This window comes from Photobacterium sagamiensis, assembly GCF_050337085.1.
Lineage (GTDB): Bacteria > Pseudomonadota > Gammaproteobacteria > Enterobacterales > Vibrionaceae > Photobacterium > Photobacterium sagamiensis.
Genome location: NZ_JAKJSP010000110.1, coordinates 1 through 2,066, shown reverse-complemented (window position 1 = coordinate 2,066; position 2,066 = coordinate 1). Strand labels below are relative to the sequence as shown.

General features: G+C 40.7%; 2 protein-coding genes. Both read right to left on the bottom strand.

All coding sequences use genetic code 11. The features are described 5' to 3' along the window. Window positions 1-1,114: 1,114 nt before the first annotated feature. Window positions 1,115-1,468 (bottom strand): YkgJ family cysteine cluster protein, encoded by a 354-nt coding sequence (locus L4D76_RS28490; RefSeq protein WP_428444193.1) that lies wholly within the window; start codon window positions 1,466-1,468, stop codon window positions 1,115-1,117. 128 nt (window positions 1,469-1,596) lie between these two features. After that, window positions 1,597-2,066 (bottom strand): peptide deformylase (gene def / locus L4D76_RS28485; RefSeq protein ID WP_428444192.1); only part of this gene is annotated, 470 nt, incomplete at its 5' end.

Here is a 2,066-nt window from a genome sequence, read left to right as displayed (position 1 = left end):
AACAAATACAGTATGTCTTTATGATTGCAGGGCAACTGACGTTGCCTGCATTGGGAGATAAACCCATCAGCCGAAAAGCCGATTACTTTTGTCCTTGCTGTCACCATTTAATGCGATGTCTTGGCGTATTTCGACCGAGATAAGATAGCGTTATAAAAGGATAATGGTTTAGCTTTTACTTTAGGAGGTAACCATAATTAAACTTTAAAATCAGTCGATTATGTTTATTGGTTTTGAGCCAAGGACGGTGCTCGTTTCAATATAACCGCTTATCTGCAATCACACTTTCGCTTCTTCGTAATATTTCCCTATATAAGGTGGCTCGGGCTTGTTCAACACTTCGGATAGGTGTCGGCTTCGCGACACGTATCCTTATCTGTTACAAGCATTTTCTGCGATGATTACCCAACCAATTCGTCAAAAGAAGGACTTATTGTTCTCAATAGCGATGGATGTACGACACATCAGCAAAGGATCTAAGAGGTTGCTTACATACGAATTAGATTTTCCAAACTGGACTCCTAAAAATCATGTAATTAAGTTACCAACTTTATTTGATCTTTATCACATAAAGGGTAAGATCCGCTCTGTATCTTGAAGTTAAATTACATGAGGTAGAGAAAATGAATTCAGCACTCCTATCAATATTGGACACTGAAAAAACCACTGAAGTAAAAAAAGCRTCAAAACCTTCTACTCTAGGCGAAATCGCAACTCTTGCGACAATGTTCCTAGCTACTTCATCAGTAATTTTGTTACTAGCCCTAATTTGGGTATCGTAGCTAACCTTTCAAGGATTTGAAAACAAGCGATACTCCCAAAAGCAATACATGAGAGTRTCGCCTAAGTCTCCCTTTCGTTCTACGTATTGAAATACTATTTCGCAGCCAGCTAATATCAATTTCAAGTAGCTCAAATAAAAACTAGTTTAGCGAGGTGGCCATATTTCACCTCATGCTTATAACGCTGCATAACACGTTTATTACCCTGCAAACATACCTGAATTTGACTCCTTAAAACGAGAAACACCCGGAAAACTGACAATGCCGAGTGTAATAAGCATTTGTTATGGCTAGGACGCACTCTACTAAAGTTAAAACAGGTTATTGATCACTTACACCAACACTTGCCGTGTGTTCCTGATGTAGTGATGGACCTGACGCTCGGTTTTCGAGTCAATCATTTCTTCTGGTCGACAACCATTTGGGCAGGGCATATGCGGTGTTGTGCCAAACACTCGGCAGATCAACGGTCGTTCCTCGTACACCTTGCAACCATTAGGACCCAGGTGTACGCAGTTAAACTCATCTAATGCGGCTTCATGTTCAGCGTCAGTTTTCACTGGCAGGCGCGACATTTCTTCCGAGGAAGTAGTTACCGGTCCGCAACAATCGTGACAACCCGGCACACATTCGAACGACGGAATACGCTCGCGCAGACGCGCGATTATCTCTCGGCTATTGTTCATTAATACCTAACTTTTGTGCAGTTCGCGACCATTATAGTTCTATACCTAATTCACTAGAAGTTGACAATACCTTTAAATTTACTGCATCACCTTGATTGTTTGTTATAAGCCGCGAGCTTAATCGGTGATTAAGTAGACACTTTGACGGACTTTTTCACTTTCTTTAGTGCCATTTGTTTTTTAAGCGGAGATAAGTAGTCAATGAATAGCTTACCCTTTAGGTGATCTATCTCATGCTGCATAACTATCGCGAGAAAATCATCACTTTCGATAACGATTTGATCACCATTACGGTCTATGGCCGAAACCTTAACCTGCGTGAATCTTTCAACATCGGCGTAATAACCAGGAACAGACAAGCAGCCTTCTTGACCGATTTCCTTATGATCACCACTTTCAATTATAGGGTTCACTAACACCAATGGCTCATTTCGGGATTGTGAAATATCGATAACAACGATAGCTTCCGTTCTGCCAACTTGCGTTGCAGCTAAACCAATACCATCATCGGTACTGTACATAGTTTCGAGCATGTCTTCGATTAATTGCTGAACTTGACTGATATCTTTAACTTCAGAAGCTTGAATTTTTAACTTCT